At 42.7% G+C, this 25,174-nt stretch carries 23 protein-coding genes and 1 pseudogene; 7 read left to right on the top strand and 17 right to left on the bottom strand.

The annotated features are described in order from the left end of the window. Nucleotides 1-72: 72 nt before the first annotated feature. From NQZ91_10705 to NQZ91_10695, 3 genes are all read right to left on the bottom strand, one after another. Entirely contained in the window at nucleotides 73-3,270 is a 3,198-nt protein-coding gene (locus NQZ91_10705; GenBank protein ID UUM57782.1) for an FtsX-like permease family protein, read from the bottom strand. A 9-nt stretch (nucleotides 3,271-3,279) separates the two neighbouring features. After that, nucleotides 3,280-3,981 carry an ABC transporter ATP-binding protein gene (locus NQZ91_10700; protein UUM57781.1) on the bottom strand — a complete coding sequence of 234 codons (702 nt, stop codon included), beginning with the start codon at nucleotides 3,979-3,981 and terminating at the stop codon, nucleotides 3,280-3,282. An 88-nt stretch (nucleotides 3,982-4,069) separates the two neighbouring features. Beyond that, entirely contained in the window at nucleotides 4,070-4,405 is a 336-nt protein-coding gene (locus tag NQZ91_10695) for a helicase BlpT (protein UUM57780.1), read from the bottom strand. Nucleotides 4,406-4,566: 161 nt separating this feature from the next. Here NQZ91_10695 and NQZ91_10690 point away from each other — a divergent pair, with 161 nt between their 5' ends. The 3 genes from NQZ91_10690 to NQZ91_10680 are packed head-to-tail and all read left to right on the top strand — an operon-like array spanning nucleotide 4,567 to nucleotide 7,541. Further along, nucleotides 4,567-5,784, top strand: a complete 1,218-nt coding sequence (locus tag NQZ91_10690) for a hypothetical protein (protein UUM57779.1) — start codon at nucleotides 4,567-4,569, stop codon at nucleotides 5,782-5,784. A gap of 2 nt (nucleotides 5,785-5,786) precedes the next feature. Next, a complete protein-coding gene (locus tag NQZ91_10685) occupies nucleotides 5,787-6,647 on the top strand; it encodes an ABC transporter ATP-binding protein (protein UUM57778.1) in 861 nt (286 codons plus the stop codon). 12 nt (nucleotides 6,648-6,659) lie between these two features. Beyond that, the gene (locus tag NQZ91_10680) at nucleotides 6,660-7,541 is read left to right on the top strand and encodes a hypothetical protein (GenBank protein ID UUM57777.1); all 882 of its coding nucleotides are present in this window, start codon (nucleotides 6,660-6,662) and stop codon (nucleotides 7,539-7,541) included. A 172-nt stretch (nucleotides 7,542-7,713) separates the two neighbouring features. Here the strand turns inward: NQZ91_10680 and NQZ91_10675 are convergent, their stop codons facing one another. From NQZ91_10675 to NQZ91_10635, 9 genes are all read right to left on the bottom strand, one after another. Then, on the bottom strand, nucleotides 7,714-9,735 hold the full coding sequence (locus tag NQZ91_10675; protein ID UUM57776.1) for an ATP-binding cassette domain-containing protein: 2,022 nt from the start codon (nucleotides 9,733-9,735) through the stop codon (nucleotides 7,714-7,716). Between the two features lies 1 nt (nucleotide 9,736). Further along, nucleotides 9,737-10,303, bottom strand: coding sequence for a hypothetical protein (locus NQZ91_10670; protein ID UUM57775.1), 567 nt, complete (start codon nucleotides 10,301-10,303; stop codon nucleotides 9,737-9,739). Nucleotides 10,304-10,322: 19 nt separating this feature from the next. Beyond that, nucleotides 10,323-11,030 carry a hypothetical protein gene (locus NQZ91_10665; protein ID UUM57774.1) on the bottom strand — a complete coding sequence of 236 codons (708 nt, stop codon included), beginning with the start codon at nucleotides 11,028-11,030 and terminating at the stop codon, nucleotides 10,323-10,325. After that, nucleotides 11,020-11,919, bottom strand: a complete 900-nt coding sequence (locus NQZ91_10660) for an ATP-binding cassette domain-containing protein (GenBank protein UUM57773.1) — start codon at nucleotides 11,917-11,919, stop codon at nucleotides 11,020-11,022. The genes NQZ91_10665 and NQZ91_10660 overlap by 11 nt, the downstream gene beginning before the upstream one ends. Nucleotides 11,920-12,286: 367 nt before the next feature. Further along, on the bottom strand, nucleotides 12,287-12,877 hold the full coding sequence (locus NQZ91_10655) for a TlpA family protein disulfide reductase (GenBank protein ID UUM57772.1): 591 nt from the start codon (nucleotides 12,875-12,877) through the stop codon (nucleotides 12,287-12,289). Between the two features lie 20 nt (nucleotides 12,878-12,897). Beyond that, nucleotides 12,898-13,026 (bottom strand): hypothetical protein, encoded by a 129-nt coding sequence (locus NQZ91_10650; protein ID UUM57771.1) that lies wholly within the window; start codon nucleotides 13,024-13,026, stop codon nucleotides 12,898-12,900. A 235-nt stretch (nucleotides 13,027-13,261) separates the two neighbouring features. After that, complete coding sequence (locus tag NQZ91_10645) at nucleotides 13,262-14,128, bottom strand: helix-turn-helix transcriptional regulator (GenBank protein ID UUM57770.1); 867 nt, start codon at nucleotides 14,126-14,128, stop codon at nucleotides 13,262-13,264. Between the two features lie 237 nt (nucleotides 14,129-14,365). After that, nucleotides 14,366-14,851, bottom strand: a complete 486-nt coding sequence (tpx, locus tag NQZ91_10640) for a thiol peroxidase (GenBank protein ID UUM57769.1) — start codon at nucleotides 14,849-14,851, stop codon at nucleotides 14,366-14,368. Between the two features lie 96 nt (nucleotides 14,852-14,947). Further along, complete coding sequence (locus NQZ91_10635; GenBank protein ID UUM57768.1) at nucleotides 14,948-17,404, bottom strand: heavy metal translocating P-type ATPase; 2,457 nt, start codon at nucleotides 17,402-17,404, stop codon at nucleotides 14,948-14,950. Nucleotides 17,405-17,559: 155 nt separating this feature from the next. On the opposite strand from NQZ91_10635, the gene NQZ91_10630 reads away from it, so the two are divergent. Together NQZ91_10630 and NQZ91_10625 are read left to right on the top strand one after the other, a co-directional pair. After that, nucleotides 17,560-18,309, top strand: coding sequence for a tRNA1(Val) (adenine(37)-N6)-methyltransferase (locus NQZ91_10630; protein UUM57767.1), 750 nt, complete (start codon nucleotides 17,560-17,562; stop codon nucleotides 18,307-18,309). Beyond that, nucleotides 18,299-18,571: a GIY-YIG nuclease family protein gene (locus NQZ91_10625; protein UUM57766.1), complete on the top strand. Its 273-nt coding sequence runs from the start codon at nucleotides 18,299-18,301 to the stop codon at nucleotides 18,569-18,571. Before NQZ91_10630 ends, NQZ91_10625 begins: the two co-directional genes overlap by 11 nt. 14 nt (nucleotides 18,572-18,585) lie before the next feature. Here NQZ91_10625 and NQZ91_10620 read toward each other — a convergent pair whose 3' ends face one another. The 3 genes from NQZ91_10620 to NQZ91_10610 form a co-directional block, all read right to left on the bottom strand. After that, nucleotides 18,586-19,197: an NAD(P)H-dependent oxidoreductase gene (locus tag NQZ91_10620; protein UUM57765.1), complete on the bottom strand. Its 612-nt coding sequence runs from the start codon at nucleotides 19,195-19,197 to the stop codon at nucleotides 18,586-18,588. Between the two features lie 108 nt (nucleotides 19,198-19,305). Further along, complete coding sequence (locus NQZ91_10615; GenBank protein ID UUM57764.1) at nucleotides 19,306-19,725, bottom strand: GNAT family N-acetyltransferase; 420 nt, start codon at nucleotides 19,723-19,725, stop codon at nucleotides 19,306-19,308. A gap of 130 nt (nucleotides 19,726-19,855) precedes the next feature. After that, nucleotides 19,856-21,427: a DEAD/DEAH box helicase gene (locus tag NQZ91_10610; protein ID UUM57763.1), complete on the bottom strand. Its 1,572-nt coding sequence runs from the start codon at nucleotides 21,425-21,427 to the stop codon at nucleotides 19,856-19,858. A gap of 349 nt (nucleotides 21,428-21,776) precedes the next feature. On the opposite strand from NQZ91_10610, the gene rplS reads away from it, so the two are divergent. Then, a complete protein-coding gene (gene rplS, locus NQZ91_10605; GenBank protein UUM57762.1) occupies nucleotides 21,777-22,124 on the top strand; it encodes a 50S ribosomal protein L19 in 348 nt (115 codons plus the stop codon). Nucleotides 22,125-22,275: 151 nt separating this feature from the next. Here the strand turns inward: rplS and NQZ91_10600 are convergent. Together NQZ91_10600 and NQZ91_10595 are read right to left on the bottom strand one after the other, a co-directional pair. Beyond that, nucleotides 22,276-22,791, bottom strand: a pseudogene (locus NQZ91_10600) (dihydrofolate reductase family protein). Between the two features lie 79 nt (nucleotides 22,792-22,870). Further along, entirely contained in the window at nucleotides 22,871-24,208 is a 1,338-nt protein-coding gene (locus NQZ91_10595) for a hemolysin family protein (protein ID UUM57761.1), read from the bottom strand. Between the two features lie 126 nt (nucleotides 24,209-24,334). On the opposite strand from NQZ91_10595, the gene NQZ91_10590 reads away from it, so the two are divergent. Further along, a complete protein-coding gene (locus NQZ91_10590; protein ID UUM57760.1) occupies nucleotides 24,335-25,117 on the top strand; it encodes an ABC transporter ATP-binding protein in 783 nt (260 codons plus the stop codon). Nucleotides 25,118-25,174 lie beyond the last annotated feature (57 nt).

The raw sequence follows: 25,174 nt of genomic DNA, 5'->3' as shown, positions 1-25,174 counted from the left end.
CTGGGGAGGGCTGGAAAAAGAAAAATCCTAGCTAGGCTGCTAGGACTTCCTGAAGGTTTCATCAAATAAATTCTACTCCACTGACTTGAGGGCTTCCAGCATATCGACCTTTCTGAGCTGGTGGTTGACATACCAGCCCAGGCCTGCCAGAATGCCCACTATGGCTAGGACAGGGATGATGTAGACTTCTGCACCCACATGAGGATTAAAGCGAATGGAGTCTGAGCCAATCATGGCCAGGAGCAGGCGGTGCAGGTAAAAACCTGATACCAGACCGACCAGCACGCCAATCAAGGACAGGGCAATGGTTTCCCGGTAGATATACATGGTCACTTCCTTATTGTGGAAGCCCAGCACCCGAATGGTAGACAGCTCCCGGATTCGCTCGGACATGTTGATGATGGTCAGATTGTAGAGGATGACCAAGCCCAGCAGGATAGAGAGAACCACTAAGATGGTCATGACCGACTGCAAGGAGCCTGCCATGGCCGTCAGCATGTTCATGAGCGAAGTATTTTGCACCAGACTCTTGACTCCAGGCATGGCTAGGAGCTGACTGGCTGTATCTTGGACCTGGTCGACTTGCCCCTGCTTGAGCTGGACCAGATAGCCATTAGCCGTCCGCCGCTTGCCCGTCACCTGCTCATAGTAGGCGTCCGTCATATAGATGAAGTGACCTGCATACATCTCGGCTACATCGGCCACACGGACGGTCACTTGCTCATCTTCCAGAGTCAGCTTGAGCTTATCACCCCTTCCGACACCGTAGAGCTGGGCCAGTTTTTCCGTTAGGACAATGCCCCTGCCACTAAGCTGGATGGACTGACCAGCCTTATTTTCCAGGCTGACCAGTTTTCCTATATCCTCTCTGTCCGTCACATAGATACCGACAGACAGTTTTTTTCTCACATCGCCAATCTGCAGGGTCTGATTGGTCTGTTCAAAGGCAATTGGCAAGGACTGGCGGACCTGGTTTGACTGGAGAAAGGCAGTCAACTTGTCCAAGTCCTCCTCAGAAGCTCTGCCATTTTCCACCACCAGTAGGTCATAATGGAGCAGGTCTCCAAACTGGCGATCGACCACCCCAGAGATAGAGGAGCGAATCCCCAGACCGCCAAAGAGGAGGGCGACGGTGCCGGCCACGCCAAAGATGGTCATGAGCATGCGGAGCTTGTAGCGGAAGATATTGCGGGCCGTCACCTTGTGAGTAAAGCTGAGACGGGACCAGACTGCCTGCCACTTCTCCAAAAGAATCTTGGAACCCACTGCTGGAGGTTTGGGTAGGAGCAAATGGGCTGGCTTTTCCTTGAGTTCCCGGTGGACCACCAGATAGGCCGGCAGGACCGAGGAAATGAGGGACAGGACCAGGGCTAGCAGGGTCCAGAGGGGATAGAAATGGAGCTTGGCAGGGCCAATCACCGTGGTCTTGGTGATGATATCCGAAATCATAGGCGACAGGACGAAATTGCCTGCCAAAATACCAACCAAGGTGCCCAATAGACCGGCACCTAGACCATAGAGGATGAACTTGGTCATAATCTGACGGTTGGTGTAGCCCAGGGCCTTGAAGAGACCCGACTGGCTGCGCTCCTCATCGACAAATCGAGCCATAGTAGTAAAGGTAACCAGGGCCGCTACCAGATAGAGGACTACTGGAAAGACATTACCCACTGCGGCAATAGAGCGAGTAGCATTGCTGTAGGTCGTATAGCCGTCTCCACCTGGTAGGCTGGACCGAGTAAAGACCTGATAGGGTGATTTCTCCAGCTTGGTCAAGTCTTCCTTGGCATGGGCCAATTCATCCTCGACCTCCTTGATGTCCTTGGTGGCATCTGCTTTTTTGTTGCTGAGCTCTGCTTGGACCTGGTTCAAGTCCTGATCCGCCTGATTGAGACGGAGAGCCTCTTGATTGAGGGTCAGACTGGATGATTCCAGAAGACTAGCCCCCCATTCATAATCAGCGAAACCAGCCTGATAGGCTGCCAGACCTTGCTCGTATTGGGCCAGACCCGCCTGGTATTGGGCTAGCCCTGCTTGGTGCTGGGCGTTCCATTCATTGAAGCTGGCAAGACCTGCCTCGTACTCGCCTAACTTAGCTTGGTAGAGGCTGTAGCCTGACATGTAGGTCTGATAGGCTGTGTCGTAATCCGCAGCATTGGGATCCAATTTTTCTAGGTCTGCATCCAGCTGGGCCTTGGCCTGGTTAAGCTGATTGGCAGATACTTCCAGCTGGACATAGTTTTCTTCTAGGAAGGCACCTGTCTGGTCCAGCTGGAGCTTGCTGGCATCCAACTCTGCTTTGCTGGCTTCTAATTGGGCCTTGCTGACCATGAGTTGGTCATAGGCCGCTTGCAATTCTGCTTCAGATTGGATAATCTTGGCTCTGCCACGGGCAAATTCTGACCTACCCGTTTCCAGCTGCTCTTTACCAGACTGGAGGTCCTGCTCTGCCTTTTCCAAATCAGCCTTGGCCTTAGAAATATTCTGCTCTCCCTTGGCAATCTCTTCCTGGCCTTCCGACTGGATGCTGGCCAAACGGAGCTCGTCGTTATCAGACAGGAGCTTTTCCAAGTCTTCCTGGTGCTGCTCCAACTTGTCTTCATAGGCTGGACTGGCATAATCCAAGCCTGCCAAATCATCGTAGCGGATCCGGGCGATGGTGTAAACGTCCGAGTCGAAGGCTTCTTCCATGACCAGACCGTAGCCAGCCAGCTGTCCATTGCCGCTAGAGGCCAGACCCATGGTCGTGTTGTCCAAGATTTCCGAAGAGGCCACAAAGCCAACTACCTTGAACTGGTTTTGCGTGAGAATGGTTCCACCCTTGTTTGGCTCAGTCATGTCTATCATGTCACCGATTTTGAAGGATGATTGAAGCGAGGGTGACAGGGCAATTTCGTCTTTTTGCTTGGGAAAATTTCCTTCCAAGAGCTGATAGCCTGAAATGGTCGGACTGGCCGAAAAGAGGCGAACTGCCTGGTCCTTTTCAAGAGTCACATCCTTAAAATATCCAGCCTCAACCCGCGCACCCTCGACGGACTCTAGCTCCTTGATGTCATCCCGAGAAATTCCCAGACCAGATAGGACGGCCAAGTCCATGGTTTGATGCTCTTGCAAATACGCCTGGGCAGTTCTCTCCATATTTGGGGCCGTGACCTTGAGCCCTGTCAGAGCAAGAGCTCCCAGCATCATGAGACTAAAGATAGACAGGAAACGCCCCTTGGAAGTCGTCAGGGCCTGACCAATGTCCTTCCAATAAACCTTCTTTTTCATAGCCACCTCCTAGTACTCCAGACTGGCGATGTCCTGGGGATGAGGATTGAGAATAATCTCATGCACACGGGCATCCCGCATTCGAATCACTCTGTCTGCAATAGGGGCTAGGGAACTATTGTGGGTCACGATAATCACCGTTGCCCCCTGCTTGCGGGACATATCTTGCAGGATTTGCAAGACCTGCTTACCTGTTTGATAGTCCAGAGCGCCAGTTGGTTCATCACAGAGGAGAATTTTAGGTTTCTTGGCAACAGCACGGGCAATGGCCACACGTTGTTGCTCACCGCCTGACAGCTGGGCTGGAAAATTATTGATTCGATGACCCAGGCCAACCTGCTCCAAGACCTCTTCCGCATCCAGGGCATCCTGGACGATTTCCGCTGCCAGCTCTACATTTTCTTTGGCCGTTAAATTAGCCACTAAATTGTAGAATTGGAAGACAAATCCCACATCATCTCGGCGGTAATTGGTCAGCTGGTGACTGGTCAATTGGGCAATATCAACGCCGTCAATCAGAATTTGCCCCTCATCAGCCGAGTCCATACCACCCAAAATATTGAGCAGAGTGGATTTTCCCGCACCAGACGAACCAAGAATGATGACCAGCTCTCCCTTTTCAATCTCAAAGGACACACCGTCATTTGCCACAATGGTGGCATCCCCCATTTGGTAGTATTTCGACGAATTGATTACTTGGATATAAGACATGGTACACCTCGCTACTTCTCTTCCTAACAACTGTATTCTTACTACTTATTATAGCACAAAAGAGGGTTTTTACCCTCTCCTTCATCTTTTACACTTGGGCAATAGCAGAGCCGCCATAGAGTTTGAGTTCTTCTCTGATGGTTTGGTAGTAATAGCGGTCAAAGGCCCGCCAAGCCTGCCTGCTGGTTTCACTCAATCGTAGATTGCCTAATCCAACTAGAAAACTGGTCGAACGATAAAATTTCTCAATCGCAATCAGCTCAGAATTGGTAACAGACTCTGCCTCCGACAATATGCGTGTCGTCTCTGTCAAATTATGTTGGAACCGTTGCTCATCAGCTGTTCCTCGTTTGTCTGCTTGGAAGGCCCGATTCAAGTCTTGAATGAGGGCCAAAACATCCTGAATAATCTGTGTCTTTTCCATAAAAGACCCTCCTTTTTTGATGAATTTAGTATATCAAATTTGTCAAAGATATTCAAGTTATTTGTACAATTCCTTGATTTATATTTATGTTGATATTATAATAGTAGAAAATAACACATTTATTCAACTATCCCTTCACCATTTCTCCCCTGGAGGTATCTATGTTTCAAATTGAAGGTAAGCTATTTTTCCGTAGCAAGAAAAACTTGGTCGCTATCTTGGTCATGCTGATGACTATCCTGTCTAGTTCCTTTCTAGCAGGTTATCACAATCGGCAAGCTAAATTAAAGGTCATCCAGAACTATGAACAGTCTATCCAAAATTTTGAAAACATCATTCAAGATTTAGAAACACAGTATCAGAAACAAGCCCTCAGTCAAGAAGATTATCAGGCTGAACAAACATTTTTTACAGACTATATTGCCAACTACCAAAAGGAGATTGAGGCGGTCAAGAAGGAGGACTGGACCTATTTTTATGAGAAAAATATCCAGCACTATCAGCAGGATGGACAATACAGCAGCTTTGCCTATCAAAGCTATGAATTTACCCCACAAACCATCGAAAATACTTTCTTGATTTCCAAGTATCTGCTAGAAAAGGAGATACCCTCAGCCTTTCCAACTGAGCTTTACCTAACAGCCTTTGAACATCCCCAAACACCAACAGATAGAGAAATCGTCAAGAGCCTGGGCCAGCAGGCCTTAAAAGGAACCAGTCACGAAATCTGGCAGAGTCAAAAACAGCTAGGCCTTGTCATCACCCTTCCCCTCTTTCTCCTGGCTTTCACCAATTTTTTCATCAAAGACCAGCAGGGAACTAGCCGACAGATTCGCCTTTTACAGACCCTAGGGCTGACTAGAATTCGAATTACAACCAATAAATACCTAGCCTTCCTGACACTGTATACCGCCCTCTTTCTCACCCTCTATCTGAGCCATTTTCTCATCGCTTTTTTGCTAAATGGTAATAGTAGCTGGATCTATCCCGTCACCACCTATAGCAGTAGGGGACTGGCTTACAGTTTTATCACCACAACTATCAAACCTATTTATCAAGTCATCTTGCTGGCCTGTGGTATGCACTATCTCTACCTTCTATTTTTGCTGGGACTGGCACAGACCTTGGCTAGAGTCTTAAAAAATGGACTGGCTGGACTGGTTGTCACACTGGGACTTGTCATCTCTGCCAACTTCTATCCCCATATCTTCAATCCATTCAGCCTTTGGAATGCAGGCAATCTGGCAGACGGAAGTGCTATCATCCACCATCAATTAACAGGATACAGCATTCCAAAAGTCTTTACGGTTCTTCTCATCAGTAACCTGCTCATCTATTGCTTGCAATTCTATCTCCTGACAAGAAAAAGTGAGGTCTAACCATGCGATTATCCATTCACAAGCTATGTAAATCCTACGGGAAAAAGAAAATACTAGACCAGCTAAACCTAGAACTGGTGGAGCCTGGGATCTGGGCCTTGATTGGACCAAACGGTTCTGGAAAAACTACCCTCCTAGACTGCATTGCCAATCTGCAAACCTTTGATTCGGGAGAGATTTCTATAAGCGGTAAGAAGCACAATGACCCAACTATCTATCGAACCTTTGCCTACCTGCAGGACAACCGGGTCCTCTACCCTGAATTGACAGGGCTGGAGCATTTGCGACTGGTCCAAACTATCCAAGATTTACCAAAAGAGCGGATTGAGGAAGTCATCCAAGAAATCGGTATCCGTGATTACGTGAAGATCCCTGTCAAAAATTATTCCCTGGGAATGAAGCAACATCTCCTGCTGGCTATCGGTATTATGAACAAGCCCCAGGTCATGCTCTTGGATGAACCCTTGAACGGCTTGGACCCGACCAGCTACATTCAAACCCGAAAACTGCTCCAGAAACTAGCCAAGAATGGCTCAACCATTATCGTGTCTTCCCACCAATTAAACGAAGTGGATCAACTAACCGACCAACTGCTCTTTCTCAAACAAGGAAAAATCATCCAGCGAAAACTGGAACAGGTTGGGCGACAATATGCCGTTCAGACTAGTGACAATCAGACAGTTTATCAGAAACTTAGACAAGTAAATGGATTGACTTTGGTCAATGATAGCATTCAGGTAGATACCAGTGTTCATAGTCTGCATTTCTACCTAGAGCAAGTCATGACGTGTCAGGTGGAAATTCTGGATATTACACTTCAGGAACACCAGTCCGAAGAGATTTATAAAGAACTATTTGAATAGGGAGGTCTGACAATGAAGCTACTGTCCCTTTTCATCCTACGACTGAGACGCAATGCTATTTTTCTATCCCTGATAACCGCTATCGCCCTTATCCCATTTGCCCTGTCCTATCGGAATGTCCTAGAGTCCGAAAACCTGCGCTTTGAGGATCGAGCCCGTATCATACAAGTCAAAAAAGAAGCTGAAATGTTCTTGTACTCTGACGGTAATGAAGCCCAAGCCTTAGACCAGGAAAGCACGGATTATTATAAAAAACTCTTGGAACTGGCGACCACCTACTTAGAAAAGGAACATATCCAAGGAAAAAGTCAGGAGGTATTGGAAACGGAGTTAGAACTCTACCAGACCTTGCAAAACTGGGAGGCAAAGGGAAATAGAGTCAATCATTTTACGAGCGGCGAACTGGCAGAACGTATCACAGTCTATAAAAAAGTTCTAGAGCAAGCTCTTACTTTTCACTACTCTACTGCTCCCAAGGACTTTTATATGACCTTCTTGCAACTTCTTCCTACCAGTATCTATATCATCCCCCTTGTCATCTGCTCTTTGATAGTCTGGCTCCTCATGACCGACCTTTCCAAACATCGTGGTCTCCTCTTTATCAACGGACTAACTCCTAGTCAATATGCCACTAGCCTGACCTTACTTGCTTTTCTCCTACAAGTTGCTATCTATGCTCTCATCCTGTTCATGCTACTTATACTGGCACATCAGTTCCAATTTACCTTCCAAGAAAACTATCCTCTACTAGTCGGCACAAATACTCTATCTACCATATCTATCAGGGAAGAATTACAGAAACTCCTGCTGCTAATGGCTGGAGTGATAGGTTGCTATCTGACCTTTATCCGATTAGCAACTGCTAAAGTCCTACAAAGATATAAGCTAAAATAAGCCACCTCGACAATGGTGGTTTTTTGCTAGCAAAAAAAACGATGCCTGTTCCGGCACCGTTATATTCTTTTATTTAACAGCTTCCAAAGCCGCATCATAGTCTGAGTGTTCGTTGACATTGTCCAGGTATTCTACGTAGAACTGGATGAGTTTGTACAAATTCAATCAAATACTACTTACTTAGACATATTGTATCTGTTGCAATTGACTGTAAATCCTTGTCATGTGAAATGATACAAATTATTTTTCCTGATTCTTTTAATTCTAATAGCATCTGTATAAATTCTTTTCTAGATTGCTCATCCAAATTACTAGTTGGCTCATCAAATACAAAAACCTGCTTATTTTTTTGGACCATGGCTCTCAATATCAATAATCGTTGTTGCTGACCCAAAGATAAATTTTTCCCTTGAGAATTTACTTGATAATTATGATGTAATCCTAAAAATCTATTGAAATCAAATTTATTTATATGAGAATTTGTAAATAAATCAAAGTACATATTATGCATCACTGTTCCAGCAAACAATCTATATTCGTTTGAGTAGCTACTAACATATTGTGTTATATCTGTATATTTTAAAGTTCCAAACGTTTTCTCATTTAAACATAATTCACCTGATGTGGGACTTAAAATACCTTGCAACACTTTTATTAATGTCGATTTACCCGCCCCATTATCTCCTTCTATCAAATAAATATTTCCTTTTTCCATTGTAAAGGATAAATTTTGAAAAACAACTTTTTCATCAAATTTGATAGACAATTGTTTTAATTCAATTATTTCAATTGTGTCAATACCAATACGTTGATTTTCCACTTCTTTCTCAATCATTGCGTTTTCAAAAGTAATAAAATCTAGTGAATATTTTGACTTGTAGTAAGAGACCAAATTAGTTAGAAGAGGTTGTAAAATAGTTGATAGTAACAATAACAATAATACAATGTTGGAAAAAACGAGTATGGATGAGCTTGTAAAATATAAATGCGAAGATAATAAGAGAAAACTAGTTGTAAAAACTGTAAATAGTTGGACAGATGTCGCAATTTCTGTGTTTAACACAGCTGAATCTAATTTTACTTGCAACAACTCATCAATTCTACGTTCAAATTCCTCCTTAAAATCATCAACCTTATCAAAGGTTAAAATATCATAAATACCATCTAAAGAACTTTCTACCAAATAGGTAAAATTTGAACTTTTAGCAACCATGTTACGTTGATTATTTTCGACTTCTATCAACCGATACCTGTTATAGATAAAAAGGAAAACAAGCGATACAAGTGTCACCAAAAAAATTTTAAAATCAAGACACCCTAATATTCCGAGGGAAAATAATAAAATTGAAATGTAAATATTCAGATAGAATTTTTGAAAAATACCTGAAATAGAAGATAATAAATTCCAAAAATATCCCATAACATAATCATAATTTTTAGTCGTGTCAAATTTCTCTATTTTATCGACATAGTAGTCATATAAGACCTCTCTCATGAGCTTGTTTTCAATTTCAGTTTTTAATTTTATCTCTAAGCTGGAAATCAATTTGAAAATTAATAAACCGCATAAAACAATTACAACGATGAAAATTTGATTATTAATAGGCATCGAAAAAATATTACCGACTATAAATTGAAGCACCAATGACATCATAATTGGTAAGACAAGCTTTAGAATACCATAGCACCACAAAGTGATTTTCTGTGCTCTAGGTATAGTTCCAATAAACTTACGATATAGATCTACCTTATCTCCATTTTTGATGATACTTTCAAACTTTGGCAATATCTTTTTATTTCCAGTTGGTATTAGAACAATTCCTGAAAATTGCGACAAAAAGTCATTAAAACTTATATGACTAAAAGATACTTGCTCGGGGTCAGACATGGTGAAAGAACCTTCATTATAGCCCAGTAAAACAATATAGTGCGATAACCCGCCTCTGTTTACAACTGCAATAGCTGGGAATTCTAGCTGTTTTAATTTTTCCACCTGCTCCACTTGAAATGAATCAGATTTTATATGGAATTGACTCAAAGTCTCTTCAATATCTAACAAGGACATACCTTGATCATTTTTTACATCAAAAATTGTGTCAATATTCTCTGGAAATATATCATAATAAGACAAGACCGTCTTGATACAAGCCAAGCCACAATCCAACATGGATACCTGTTTATGATGAGTAATCATCCTAATCACCCTTTCTGATGCTAACATCGGCATAGGCATCTATTTTGAGGATACTTGCCTTATTAGCTCCTTCTTCAGGAACTTCTAGTAACTTCGCCCCGCTATTCAACTTGACATCATAACTTCCATCGTAACTTCTAGGCAGAGTAATATCTACAGTACCGTTCCATGTATCAACATAAACTTCTTTAAAAGTAGCACCCTTTGCCAATTCAATTTTTGCTTTTAAACTACTCTTCCCACTTGCTACGGTAACTAACTTAAAACCCTTTTTACCCAATGGTATGTAAGCATCGTTTTCACTAATATCTGCCTTCTCAAGTGTTGACATTGCTGCTTCAGAAATTTTCCCTGTCAAACTAATCGTCGTCACTTCTTGCTCAGTTTCCACAATTTCAAGTTCAAAAGGCTGCTCACTACCATAGATTTCAATCGTATTAATTTCTTTGCTTGTTACAGTCCAAGACTTAGCAATCTCTACATCTGTTTTGTCACTCTCTAAACTTAGGTAAATCGCAACTCCTAAAAAAGTAATGATTAAAATGAAAAATGGAATTATTTTTTTCATTACAAGTGCCCTCCTTAAACTATTTAAACTCCCTACTAGAAAAAAGTAAGTACGAACTCAATAAATAGACAACACTAAATATCAATGCAATCAGACTAGACGGAGTAAAAAATTCTGTTTGATTAGTGATTAACTTTACCTGATTAAAAAGAAAGAAATGAGAAAAGACATCATTTGCCAAGAGACTTGTTGTTACATACGAGACTAAATTATCAAACATCAAGACAATCATGGTATAAATAAGGTAGGCTTGATAAATCTTATCTACATACTGAAAAATAAACAGACATAGTAGCGAAAAACAGAGATGAAATGGCAACTGCTTAATGAGCAGGTCAAATGCATCACCCACATCTACTTGTCCATTCAAAAAAATTCTACATACAATTACTGTAAAAAATAGTAAAAGCATATATGCAAAACACAGGGACAAGGTTTCAAACAATTTATAAAAGTAAACTGAAAAACGAGAGGAGCTTTTTATGATTGCATGATTAATGGTGCGATTGGTAAATTCTTCTCCCCAGACTAGATTACAAGCACTTGAGAAGAATAGAGGAATAAACCCTGCCACTGAAGATAAAATAATCGTAATACCTCCTTGTCCATCAGTTTCTCTCATCAGATAAGCGAAGAGTACTCCTAAAAGAATCACCAGAGAGACTGGAAAAATTAAACTCCTTTCTTTCCATATCCTATAAAAGTCTGATTTCACTTTATGGAACATGAGGAACCTCCTCTCTTGTAATCAAAGATAGATAATAGGATTCAAAACTCGGTTGAAATTTAATGATTTCCTCAATTTGAATACCTTTTTTCCGTAAGCAATCAATAATCCAGCTGGTCGATTTCCCAATTTCTGAAAGCTCTATTCCTTCGTCGGTCACTATCGCCTCAATTCCCTCGGAAAGTAACACTTCAAGCGCTTCATACTCCTTATCCACTCTAACGATCCGTTTGGTTTGGAGTAGGTTTTGCAAGGCATCTTTTTGGATTATTTGCAACACTTTTCCTTTGCTCATGATAATATACTTATCAACTAGCAAGTCTAATTCAGACAAGATATGACTTGAAACTAGAATGGTCATACGATACTCATTTTTCAAAAGCAGAAGAATCTCACGAATTTCCTTAATTCCTACAGGGTCCAGACCATTTATTGGCTCATCTAATATAAGTAGTTTGGGCCAATCACAAATCGCTAGTGCAATTGCTAAACGTTGCTTCATTCCAAGAGAAAAATCTTTCACTTTTTTCTTAGAGTCTACACCCTCAAGTCCAACCATACGTAATAGATTTTTGACTTTGTCTTTATCCGCTCCGATTCCTAAACCTATCATTTGAACACGAAGATTGTCGCCTGCAGATAAATGGGGATACAGAGCAGGTGATTCTACTATACAGGAAACAGCTTGACTCTCTAAACCGCTTATTTCACCAGAATTACTCGAAATCAATCCTGCAAGAATTCGAATTAAAGTAGTCTTTCCAGCACCATTTTCTCCCACTAGACCACAAATTTCTCTACAGTTAATATCAAAACTAATATTATCTAAAACTTTTTGCTTTCCGTAAGTTTTGGATACTGCTGTAACATTTAATAATGTATTTGCCATAGCAACCTCCTAAAAAGAAAAGTCGATAGAAAAGTGACAAACTATCGACCAGTCAAGTTATTAAATTATTTGGTGAACGGAACCATGTAAACTAATCCCAGCAAAGGAAACCGATTCCATACCAATAGTATAGACAAATTTGACCAGCTGTTATTTTTGTTTTTTCTTCCATATTCAATTTTCTCATGGCACACCTCTTATTTTATTAACTAATTTTTATTAATCCCAACAAAGGAATCCACCACCACCTGGAAATCCGATAATGCAAAAACGACCAGCTACTATAAACATTTTTTGTAATTTAGTAAGTTTTTTCATGATACTGTCTCCTCTTTATTGATATGCTGTCACTTTTTAAAATTGAAAACTAACTATTAGCCAATTTAGAAATTTCTCTATTCAAAGAATCCTCATCAACCGTCTCAATGAATATTTTTTCAATTTGATTGTTAGAATTTACAAAATAAAGCGTTGGTATAGCTTTTAATTCTAAACTATTAACCACAGTTTGATCCACGTCAAAATAAATAGGAAAAGTAAACTTATTGTCATTATAATAGTTTAGAGCTTTTTCAACTGTTTCATCACGAAAACCAACTAAATCAATTAAAACAAAGTCAATATCATCCTTATAAGTACTATAGATTTTTTCAATTACTGGTAGCTCTCTTTGACAATCTGAACACCAACTAGCCCACATAACATATAATTTTGGTTTCTTTAATTCTGATGTAAATACAATCGTCTGCTCCTCTTTATCTCTTACCGAAAGTGTTGGGAATGTAGTTCCTTCCCAAATTTCCTTATATTGCACAAATTCTTTCTCAACTTCCCGAATAGCAACTTCTTGTACTTGAGAAGTAGTATTACCTTTATCCTCATACATTTTCACACAAAGGCCTATTATAAAAAGGGCAACTATTCCCATTAACCAAATAAAATAACACCTTTGCTTCATACTACCTCACCATCCTAACCCTATTTAAAGTAAATATTTAAGGCACCTGGATCAATTCCGTTCAAAATCACTTTATTATTAATAAAAATCAATAAGGTTAAAAGCAAAATTAAAAGTTGAACAATTTTAATATAATCTTTCTTTTTCATTTTTGTAACCCCTTTCATTTGTAGTTTATCATAACTCTTTTATCTTGTCAATATAAAAAATAAAAAATTCATATTTTTTAAAATTATATTCGAATATGTATTTTTAGCAGTATAATTAAAAGAATTTTGCAAATTAAAAACGCAGAAATCATGTTAGCAAATTGGCTGATTCCCTGCGTTTAAATATATACTTATCTACTATCAACTCTTGCCAATCTTTAGGTCATTGGGATTCCTAGATTTTGTCTTCTTCTATATATCGCTCCAGATTCAATTCCATTTGACGGTTAGCATCCAATTTATATAAAAAATATGCCTGACGAAAATGTTGTTTCGCACTCTCTGTATTTCCAAGTTCTTCATGGACATTACCTAGTAAACAAAATAAATCGGGTAAGGAATAATAGCTCCTGTGTGACCTACAAAATTCGATGGCCGTTGTGATGCTAGCTATAGCTTGGATGTAATCCTTCTTTAGCCACAGGTAACGTGAAATGTTATATTGAAGTTTAATTTTTAATTCCAATTCTTCAATCGTGATAGGTTGAAAATTATCCGTTTTTTCTGTCAGTCTTTCAAATTGTACATCAAATAATTCTCCATCATTAACATCAAAATAAAAATTTAGGAGTGTATTTGATACTTGTAAAAAAAATAAATTAGAACTCTCCAATTGTTCAAGTAGATATTCCATTTTAGATATAGCTTCCTCCTTTTTATCATAAAAATAAAAATCGACTAATCCACCTATCCACTCTAAGTATAATTGATTTGCTACCGATAAACGATGTTTATTATTAGACTCCAATTCATAAACATATCGTAGTCCTTGGTAGTCTCTATGGACTAAGAAATTTCGTACAACAGTTTTGAATTCTGCTAACTCCTCTTTCTGCTCAGAAACAGTGTCTTCAAAAAAGTAATTCATTGAAACATTTAGTTTCTTTGATAATTCAAAAAGCAACTCAGAACCAGGAGTATAAGCGCCACTCTCAATTCTACTAATTTGACCTTGTTTACATACACCTTCTGCCAATTCTTTCTGAGATAATTTCATCTCTTTTCTTTTTTGTTTTAACCTAGAGCCTAGTTGTATAGTCATTGTTGTTACCTCACTCGTATTATACAACTATTCTAGCACTTATGAATTTTAAAGACAATAAAAATATCCATTTGCATATTATTTATAAAATCTATATCAGAATATGTATGTTATCTCTTCGTTTCATCCTAAATCATGAACATCCCCTCTTATCACAACCTATCTTCACAATAAATTTCTAGCAGGATAATTAAAGCGTTAAAAAAACGATGCCTGTTCCGGCACCGATATATTCTTTTATTTAACAGCCTCCAAAGCCGCTTCATAGTCTGGGTGTTCGTTGACATTATCCAGGTATTCTACGTAGGTGATTTCATTGTCGGCATTGAGGACAAAGACCGCACGCGCCAAGAGGTTCCACTCCTGCATGAGAAGACCATAGGATTTTCCAAAGGCATGGTCATAATAGTCGGACAGGGTCACTGCAGACTCCAGACCAGAATTTCCACACCAACGCTTTTGGGCAAATGGCAGGTCGACAGAAACCGTGATAACCACTGTGTCTTCCTTGCCAGCCAGCTCTTCATTGAAACGGCGGGTCTGGGTATCACAAATACCTGTATCAATGGACGGCACGACGCTGATAATCTTAGTCTTCTTGCCATAGTCCTTGAGACTCTTGAGATTGAGTTCATTGTCCATGAGGACAAAGTCAGGCGCCTTGTCACCAACCTGCAAACGTGGACCTACTAGGGTCACTTCTTTTCCAATAAATGTCGTCATTTTCAATCTCCTTCCGATTGCTATACCCATTGTAAGCGTTTTTTGAAAAAATTACCACTAATTTGACTAAAGATGTAGAGATTGACACAAATTTGCTTAAATCAATTTTCTGGTCCGCAAACGCAGGGCATTGAGCAGGACAGATACAGAGCTGAGGGCCATGGCTGCTCCAGCCAGCATTGGATTGAGAAGGGGACCGCCGAAGAGATGGAGGAGGCCCATGGCAATCGGAATGCCGATGACATTGTAGGCAAAGGCCCAGAAGAGATTTTGCTTGATGGTTTTCATGGTCAATTGGCTCAGTCGAACAGCCTTAGGAACATCCATCAAATCACTGTGCATGAGAACCAAGTCTGCCGTTTCGATAGCGACATCAGTACCAGAACCAATGGCAATACCAACCTCGGCTTGGGCCAAGGCAGGAGCATCATTGATGCCGTCTCCGACCATAGCTACCTGCTTGCCTTGGGCTTGTAGGAGCTTGACCTGATTGGCCTTATCCTCTGGCAAGACTTGGCTGATGACGGTGTCAATTCCCACTTGGTCAGCAATGGCCTGAGCTGTTTTCTCATTGTCCCCTGTCAGCATGACCACTTCCAATCCCATCTGGTGCAAAGCCTGGATGGCTGCGTGACTGGATGGTTTTACTTGGTCAGCAATGGCAATGACTACCAACAAGTGTCCGTCTGCTGCCAGATAGACAGGCGTCTTGGCTTGGTTGGCGTAGGTTTCTGCTGTCGCAATGGCAGAGCCAAGCGCAATCCCAGACTCCTTCATCAGCTTTTCATTGCCCAACAAAATAGTCTGCTCTGCTATTTTCACCGACAAACCGCGACCGGAAAGGGCTTGGAAATCCTGACTAGGGAGAAGAGATAATCCAGCGTCCTCTGCGGATTTGAGCAGGGCTTGAGCCAGCGGATGCTCAGAGTATTGCTCCGCACTTGCTGCCAGCTGGAGAACTTCTTCCTCAGTGGCAGAACTGAAAACTGTCATGTCCGTCACTTGAGGTTTGCCTTGGGTAATGGTTCCCGTCTTGTCGAAAACGATGGTGTTGACCTTTTGAAGGACCTCAACGGCTTGACCAGACTTAAAGAGGAGACCATTTTCCGCCCCCTTACCAGTCCCGACCATAATAGCCGTCGGTGTCGCAAGCCCCAGAGCACAAGGACAGGCAATGACCAGCACTGAAATAGTGATGGAAAGAGAGAAAATCCAAGGCTCTTGCCCCAAGGTCCACCATGCTAACCCAGATAGGAGGGCCAGGACCATAACAATCGGCACAAAAACCGCTGAAACACGGTCAGCCAGCTGGGCAATGGGCGCTTTAGAACCCTGTGCCTCTTCGACCAGCCGAATAATTTGTGCCAGAGTCGTATCTGCTCCAACCTTGGTCGCTTGCATTTGAAAGGCACCATGCTGATTGAGTGTGGCACCCACTACGCTATCACCGACTGCTTTTTTGACCGGCAAACTTTCTCCCGTCAGCATAGACTCATCCACGGTCGATTGACCTTGGAGAACTTTTCCGTCAACTGGAATTTGTTCACCCGGACGGACCTGCAAGACATCCCCAACTTGGACTTGTTCCAAGGGAAGGGTGATTTCTTGCCCGTCGCGGATTAGTCTGGCTGTCTTAGGAGCTAGGTTCATCAATTTCTTGATGGCATCGGACGTCCATCCTTTGGACAGGGCCTCCATGTGTTTCCCAAGGGTAATCAAGGTTAAAATCACAGCGGCAGACTCGAAATAGAGCTCGGGGTGCCCATGCGACAGATCCGCCTGACCTCTCGCAATCAGAACCGTCATAATCAGACCTTGCACAAGAGCTGCGCTAGTTCCCACCGCAATCAAGCTGTCCATATTGGGATGGCCTGCAAACAGTGTCTTAAAACCTTTTTGATAGAAGGCGCGCCCAATATACATGACCGGCAGAGTCAGAAATAGTTGAACCAAGGCGAAAGTCAAGGGTTGATGAAGAAAGGCAGGTAAAGGTAAACCACCACCCGGTAACATTGGCCCCATGGCGATATAGAGTAAGGGCAGGGTGAACACAGTTGACCAGATAAAACGGGACCACAAATCTGATTGATGTTGTTCCTTACTATCGACAGCTGTAACAAGCGAATTTGTTTGTGGCAAGACAGCCTTGTAGCCAGCTTTTTCAACGGCAGACAGAATCGCAGCTGCATCTAAGCGATCCTTGTCATATGTCATCGTTGCCTTTTCCGTTGCCAGATTGACAGCCACTTCTTCCATACCAGCCAGTTTCCCTAGCGCCTTTTCTACCGTCATGGCACAGGAAGCACAGGTCATGCCCTCAATAGCATAGGTTTCTGTGATAAGGTTGCGGACCAAGCCATAACCAGCCTTTTCAACTGCATGACCAATGTCGCTAAGGCTCAAGACATTTTCATCAAAACTGACACTCAATTTTTCAGTTGCCAAATTGACGCTGGCTTCCTCTACTCCTACTAATTTCCCGACAGCCTTCTCGACCGTCAAGGCACAGGTGGCACAGGTCATTCCTTGAACAGGCAGGGTCATTTTTTTCATAGAATTTCTCCTTTGACTACATTTGTAATTATATTGTACAACAATTGACTACAATTGTAAACAAACTTGTTTTAAAAAATCCATTTGAAAGAAAAATCTAGACCTCCGTATTTCCTTCTCCACCTAAACAGCCTGCGATATGCTATAATAATCTCATGCACAATCCAGTTTTATTAGACGGAGAGCGGATTGACCAGCTCTTCTCGACAGATGTTCAGATTATTCAAAATCGGGAGGTTTTTAGCTACTCGATTGACAGCGTCCTCCTCTCTCGCTTTCCAAAAATGCCTGCTCAGAAGGGGCTAATTGTTGATCTTTGTAGCGGAAATGGGGCGGTGGGGCTCTTTGCCTCTACACGCACCAAGGCCCAGATTATTCAGGTTGAATTACAGGAACGCTTGGCGGATATGAACCGCCGTTCCATTGTCCTCAACGGTCTGGAGGAACAACTTTCCGTTATCAATGATGACTTGGCAAATCTACCCCAGTATGATCTGCGGTCCAAGGTTGATTTGATGCTCTGCAATCCTCCCTACTTCAAGGTAGATAAAGAGTCAAACCTAAATGAAAGCGAGCATTATCTTCTAGCCAGACACGAGATTGCGACCAACCTAGACAGCATTTGTCAGGTGGCCCAACAGGTGCTCAAGTCCAATGGTCGCTTGGCCATGGTCCACAGACCCGACCGATTTTTAGATATTTTGGACACGCTGAGAACCTACAAACTAGCTCCCAAACGCATCCAGTTTGTCTATCCCAAGGCCAGCAAGGAGGCCAATATGTTACTGATTGAGGCGATCAAGGACGGATCGGTAGATGGGCTACACATCCTGCCACCTCTGGTTGTCCATGAGGAAAACGGCGACTACACTTCTGCCATTCGTGAGATTTATTATGGAAAATAAGGCCTACTTTTATGTCTTGGAATGTGCCGACGGGAGTCTTTATACTGGCTATACGACTGATGTGGAGAAGCGGCTTGCTACCCATAATCGTGGGAAAGGGGCCAAGTACACCCGCGCACGCTTGCCTGTCAGCCTGGTCTACCAAGAAGCCTTTTCCAGCAAGCAGGAAGCCATGTCTGCCGAGGCTTTGTTTAAGAAACGCAGTCGGCAGAGCAAGTTAGACTACATCGCAGAAATGACAAAAAAACCTCGACCCAAATAGGTCGAGGTTTTGGTTTAAAATCTTTCTAAAATCCGATCAATTTTAGCCATTGCCTCTTCAAAAATAGCCTGAGCCTGGCTCGGATCAGCCGATTGCCCTTCGATAAAGACTTGATGAATATCTTCAAAGCCTAAAAATTCAAAGATAGACTTGATGTACTGGGCAGCTGGATCCTGACCTGCATAAACACCACCATTGGACTGGATGTGCAGGAGCTTTTTGTCCTTGACCAAACCGATAGAGCCTTCTGAACCATACTTAAAGGTCAGGCCTGCTACATTGATGGTATTGACCCAAGATACCAACTGACTTGGCACATTGAGATTCCAGAGAGGATTGACGACGACAATCTTATCAGCTGCAAGAAATTGCTGGGTCAAGGCATTGTAACGGTCCAATTGCTTTGCTTGTTCAGGACTAATATTCTCGCCTTTTTTAGCTGCTCCCATAGCCGCTAACAAGGATTTGTCCAAGGCTGGAATCTGGTCTTCAAAAACATCCACTACTTCTATCTGATCTTCTGGGTGCAAACTGGCGTAACGAGTTTGAAACTCTTCCAAGGCTCGTAAGGCGTAGGATTTTTGGGCATCAAGTGGGTGGGCTTTTACGATTAATAGACTTGCCATTGTTTTTCTCCGTGTTACTAACTATTGATAATTATATTCTACTCTTTTTGATTTGAAATTCAAATTATCTGCTCAAAGCAAGAGGCTGGTCGACCAGCCTCTCCATTTCTAAATTGTTCTTAATTTTACATAAGTATAAGCAACACAGTCCAATCTTTCAACAGCTGTAAAGCCAAGTTCCTCATAAAAAGACCGTGTTTTCTCAGTATTGTCCGTCAAGAGATGAAGCTGATAAATACCTGGGAAATAGGCAATGACCTGTTCCAAAAGATGACGCCCAATCCCTTGTCGTTGATAGGTTGGCAGAACCAAGATGTCCTGAATAAAAACGATTGATTGCCCGTCACCAACTGCTCGCAAGAGACCCACTAGACGGTCACCGTCAAAGGCCGCAAGAACGAGCAGACTATGTTCCAAGGCCTTCTGTAACATGGTAGGCCGGTCAGTATAATTTGTCCAACCAACTGAATCATAGATTTCAATGACTGCTTGAAAGTCGAGTTGAGGATTTTGTTTGTAAGTAATCATGTCTTTCTCCTTTGTATTGTTTTTTAGAATACAAAGGCTTTATCCATTGTCAAAATGCCCATGGTCAACCCTCCTGTTTTACTACTTCTAGTATAACAAAAACTGCTCCAATTAGGAAGCAGTTTCAACTTTATCTCTCACCCTTATTGCGAATTACAAAGCCTGTTTGCTTTTCACTTGAGGTGCGTTGGTGTGGTTTTTTGTTGTCTTGACGGCGGTTGTCACGTTTGAACTTGTCTTCGCGACGGTTGCGGTCTCCACGGCGTCCTCCACGATCACGATTTCGGTCACCGTCACGACGGCCACCACGATCACGGTCGCGACCTCCACGTCCACCCTTGCCCTTGGCTTGACCAGGAGCAAACTTGAATGGCAGTGGTTTTTCACGCGCGATTTCCACTTCTGGCAAGCTATCTGGATCTTGTACGGTCAGGCTGAGTACATATAGAGCAAGCTCTTCAGGGGTAAATTCGGCCGCCAACTTAACTGCGTCTTTCTTAAACTTATCAAAGTTTCCACGAATAGCCTCGTCTGCGAAGTCACGCTCAATCTTTTTCAGAGCAACTTTTTTCTTGGCTTCAAATGCCTCTTCAGCTGTCGCAGGCTTGAGCCCCTTCATACGCTTCTTGGTCAAATCTTCGATGATAGCCAAGTAACCCATTTCATTTGGCGAAACAAAGGTGATCGATTGACCAGACTGGCCAGCACGACCTGTACGACCGATACGGTGTACGTAACTTTCAGGGTCTTGTGGAATATCGTAGTTGTAGACATGTGTCACACCTGAAATATCCAATCCACGCGCTGCAACGTCTGTCGCAACGAGAACATCAATTTGATCTCCCTTGAAATCGCGGATAACACGCAGGCGTTTATTTTGATCCAAATCTCCGTGAATCCCTTCCGCACGGAAACCACGCAGTTTGAGTCCACGAGTCAATTCATCGACACGGCGTTTGGTACGACCGAAGACGATAGACAATTCTGGCTGATCAACATCCATGAGGCGAGTCATGGTGTCAAATTTTTCATTCTCTTTGACACGGATATAGTATTGATCCACGTTGACGTTGGTCAATTCCTTGGCCGCAATTTTAACGTGCTCAGGCTCTTTCATGAACTTGACACCGATACGCTTGATTGGCTCAGGCATGGTCGCAGAAAATAGAAGGGTCTGGCGACTTGCTGGCACACGTTCTATGATGGCTTCAATATCATCCAAGAAGCCCATATTGAGCATTTCATCCGCTTCGTCAAGAATGAGGGTTTCAACACCGTCAAGCTTGAGAGCCTTTCTCTTAATCAAGTCCAAGAGACGACCTGGTGTACCGACTACGATATGGGCACCTGAACGGAGGGCCTTGATTTGTTTTTCAATGCTAGAACCGCCGTAAACAGAGCGAACTTTTACACCCTTTTCACGACCAAATTTGAAGAGTTCTTCCTGACTTTGCACCGCCAACTCACGTGTTGGGGCAATAATCAAGGCTTGGACAGCTTGATTGTCGATATCAATCTTGTTGAGGGTTGGCAGACCAAAAGCTGCAGTTTTCCCTGTACCTGTCTGTGCCTGACCAATCACATCTTTGCCTTCAAGAGCAAGCGGAATGGTCTGCTCTTGGATAGGTGATGGTGTTTCAAACCCCGCCTTCTCAACGGCAAGCAAAATGTCTTCTGACAACTGTAAATCTGTAAATTTCAATGTTTTCTCTTTTCTAACAAGACAGTGCGAAGCTGTCTTATACGGCTTTTTTTGTAACAATACATTCTATCGGTCGCGAACGAGCCGACATCAGACTTGCAACTTATCCAGTATAACACAAACCCGAGAGAAAGGTTGGGATTTACCTTGAAAATATAAATAATACGTTTTCATGATTTGTCCCAAAACCGAGCCCATCCTTCTTTCACTTTTTTCTAAGATCCAGCATATTACTTTACAAATCTATCAAAATAAGGTAGAATATTTTTCGTGTGTAATGGACGCACAAAAATACAGTTTATCCGCTGGGTTTAAAAGCACCTATGATTGACAAAGATAGGAGAAAAAAATGAATCCATTGATCCAAAGTTTGACAGAAGGTCAACTTCGCACTGACATCCCTTCTTTCCGTCCTGGTGACACTGTACGTGTTCACGCTAAGGTTGTCGAAGGTAACCGCGAACGTATCCAGATTTTCGAGGGTGTTGTTATCTCTCGTAAAGGCCAAGGCATCTCAGAAATGTACACTGTACGTAAAATCTCTGGTGGTGTAGGTGTTGAACGTACATTCCCAATCCACACTCCACGTGTTGACAAGATTGAGGTTGTTCGTTACGGTAAAGTACGTCGTGCTAAATTGTACTACTTGCGTGCTCTTCAAGGTAAAGCAGCTCGTATCAAAGAAATCCGTCGTTAAGATAGTCCCAGAGGCTAGCTTAATCGGTAGAAAAAGGCATTCCAATCGGGATGCCTCTTCTTTTTACCAAATTTTATTTAAAATCCTATATTCAGGATTTTTATTTTATCTCATAAGTCACAGCCAGCACGCCAGACTTCAGAACCTGGCTCTATTGAAGCTGAAATTCTGCTGTAATCCCCTCCAAAAGACGGAATCCACCACCGAAAGATACAGGAGAAATGCTTAATTTCAATACATCTACTAGGCCTTCTTCCATGAGAAATTTAGCCAGACGTGAGCTCACCAAGACCAGAATATCTCCACCTTCTTGCATTTTTAGCTGCTTCAACTGTCAAACAATGTCACCTTTAAGCAAGCTCGTATTGTTCCAACCTGCTTTCTCTAGGCTGGTCGAGCAGACCAACTTTTCAACCTTCTCAATCCAGGCAGCATGATTTCTCTCATGGTCACTAGCATCAGGATTGTCCAGCATAGTCGGCCAGTAGCCATACATCATCTCATAGGTCTTGAGTCCCCACAGGATTGTATCGACAGTAGACAGGACCTGATTGGCTACCGCCTCCAATTCTTCATTATAAGCTACAAAGCCAATATCCATGGTACCATTTGGTCCCTCAACCATGCCGTCTACTGACGAATGCAAAAATACAACCAAATTTCTCATAGCACTTCTCCACGTTTCTTAATAAGCTATTAGTCTAGCCTATTTCCGATAAAAATGCAAAAAAAGAAGGACTAGTTTCCTAATCCTTCTCGTTTGAATCTTCTTCAATCGGTGTGATAAGAATCTTCAGCTTGGTCACACGACCATTTTTCACCTTATCATTGCTGAGAACCAGGTGGTGGCCCTTGCTGTCCACCTCAAAGGAAACTTTTTCCTCCTGGCTTGGAATGGTACCCACACCTGTCAGATAATAGCCGGCAATGGTATCCACATCATCGCTCTCCAACTCCATATCAAAATGTTCATTGAAGTCGTTGAGGGTCATATTCCCCTGAACGATAAAGGTATTGTCTGCAATTTCACGGACAAAGACTTCTGTCTTATCGGTCTCATCATCGATTTCACCGACAATTTCTTCCAGAAGGTCTTCCAAGGTAGCAAGACCAGCAACGCCACCGTATTCGTCCAGCAAAATAGCCATTTGGTTTTGGGTATTGCGAAGGGCCTTGAGCAAATCATCCACAAAAATTGTCTCCGGTACGAAGAGAGGTTCTTGCATGATGCGGCGAATCTTGAGATTATCAAAGCCGTTGGTAAAGCCTTCCGCCAAGATTTTCTTTGTATGAATCAGGCCAATCACATTGTCCTTATCGCCTTCGTAGACTGGGATACGAGAAAAGTTTTGCTTGAGAATTTCAGCCATAATGGCGTCAATTTCATCATCAATATCCACCATGAAAGCATCGGTACGAGGAACCATAACCTCACGGGCCATGAGCTCGTCCAGATTGAAAATCCCCTGCAGCATCTCGATTTCTTCCGCATCCAAGGTCTGCTCGCTCTTGGTCAAGATGTACTCAATCTCGTCACGGGTCATCTGGTCATCCGCATCATCAAAATTCATAGGCGTGATACGGCTAATCAGGTTAGTCGCAGCTGAAAGCAGCCAGACAAAGGGGCTGACAATCTTGCCAAGAAAAATAATGACAGGAGCCGTCACAACTGCTAGATTTTCCTTCATATTCATGGCAATCCGCTTGGGATAAAGCTCACCAAGGACAATGGAAATAAAAGTCAAAAGTGCCAGAGCCAACCAATAGCCAACTGTCTGAGCTGTAGCCGAATCGCCCAGCCACTGGGCCAAAATCGCACCTAAATCACTAGCCAAACTTGCACCCGAAAGAATGGAGATGAAGGTGATGCCGACTTGTATGGTCGATAAGAAGTTATTTGGATTTTCCAAGACGGAAACCAGGCGAATGTACTTCTTCTCCCCCTCGGCTGCCTTCTGCTCCACACGAGAGCGGTTGAGTGACACCAGGGCCATCTCTGAAGCCGAGAAAAAGGCGTTGAGCAGGGTCAACAAGAGCAAAACAAGTAATTGAATGTAAATGGTCTGACTACCGGGGTCTTCCATGATATGAATGTCTCCTAAAATAAAAGTTATAGCATTCCTATTATACCACAATTTCTAAAATTTGCTAGAAATGTGCTGAACCTTTCATTCTGTGGTAAAATAGTCAAAAAGATGAGGAGAAGGGTTATGATTATTTCAATGAAAAATGTCAGCTACCGCAGACAGGGTAAAAACTTACTAGAGGACATCAACTGGGAATTCAAGGAAGGTGAGCGCTGGGCCATCCTGGGTCTCAACGGGGCTGGAAAATCTACACTGCTACGCATTCTCATGGCAGAATTTTGGAAATCGTCTGGGGACCTGACTGTTCTCGGAGTTGAATTTGGCAGAGGGGACATCCCCAGCCTCCGTACAAAAATCGGTGTGGTTGGCTCCTTTCTAGCCGAACGTTTTCCTATCGACCTGACGGCAGAGCAGATTGTCCTGACAGGAAAGTATAAGTCCTCCATTCTTTACAAGGAATACGGTCAGGCAGAAATCGATGAGGCCACAGCCATGTTGCGGGAAATTCGTGCGGGGCATTTGATTGGGCGGACCTATGCTAGTCTGTCGCAGGGGGAGCGTCAGCTGCTGTTGATTGCCCGCAGTCTTATGGAAAATCCAGCAATTTTGATTTTGGACGAGGCAACGGTTGGTCTGGACCTCTTGGCTCGTGAGCGCCTACTCCAGCATATCGACCATATCTGTCAGCTACCGACGGCGCCTGCTATCATCTTTGTGACCCACCATGCGGAGGAAATCACCAGCAACTTCAGCCATGTCCTCCTGCTCAAGGAAGGCAAGGTTTTGACCCAAGGACCAAAGGAGAAAATCCTGACGCCTGAACTTTTGGGTGACTTCTATGGCAATCAGGTCGAACTGATTGAACTCGGGGAGGAACGGATTTTTATCAAGCCAATATTAGACTAAAAAACCAGGAAAACCTGGTTTTTTGCTGTTTATTTGAATTAGCTTACGAGCCCACTA

This window comes from Streptococcus suis (assembly GCA_024583055.1).
Taxonomy (GTDB): Bacteria; Bacillota; Bacilli; order Lactobacillales; family Streptococcaceae; genus Streptococcus; species Streptococcus suis_V.
Note: the sequence above shows the minus strand (reverse complement) of the source record. Positions and strands in the feature narration are given on the sequence as shown.